The sequence below is a fragment of the Erwinia sp. ErVv1 genome, assembly GCF_900068895.1.
GTDB lineage: Bacteria > Pseudomonadota > Gammaproteobacteria > Enterobacterales > Enterobacteriaceae > Erwinia.
Window position 1 is genome coordinate 1 of record NZ_CDPK01000041.1, and the last position, 280, is coordinate 280.

General features: G+C 63.2%; 1 protein-coding gene. It reads left to right on the forward strand.

Annotated features, from left to right (window positions below):
• Nucleotides 1–280 (forward strand): S-type pyocin domain-containing protein (locus A1830_RS20830; RefSeq protein ID WP_197473386.1); only part of this gene is annotated, 280 nt, incomplete at both ends.

Genomic DNA, 280 nt, shown 5'->3' on the forward strand with positions numbered 1-280 from the left:
GCTGAAAACCGGAGAGGGTGGATTACCGTCGGCGGTACCGGTCCTGACGGCGGTGCGGGATGCAGCGACAGGGCTGGATATCATCACGCTGCCTGCGGTAGCAGGCCAGCCACCGCGGACCATTTTGATCAACCCGGCTCCCGGGCCATCTGCGCCGTCAAATACCGGTAATTCGGCTCCGTCAGTCCCGGTAACGCCGGTGCATACCGGGACAGTGATAAAACCGGTTGGGACGATTCAGATCACCACCACGCCAGTGGCCGATCCGGGCGGGATGCAG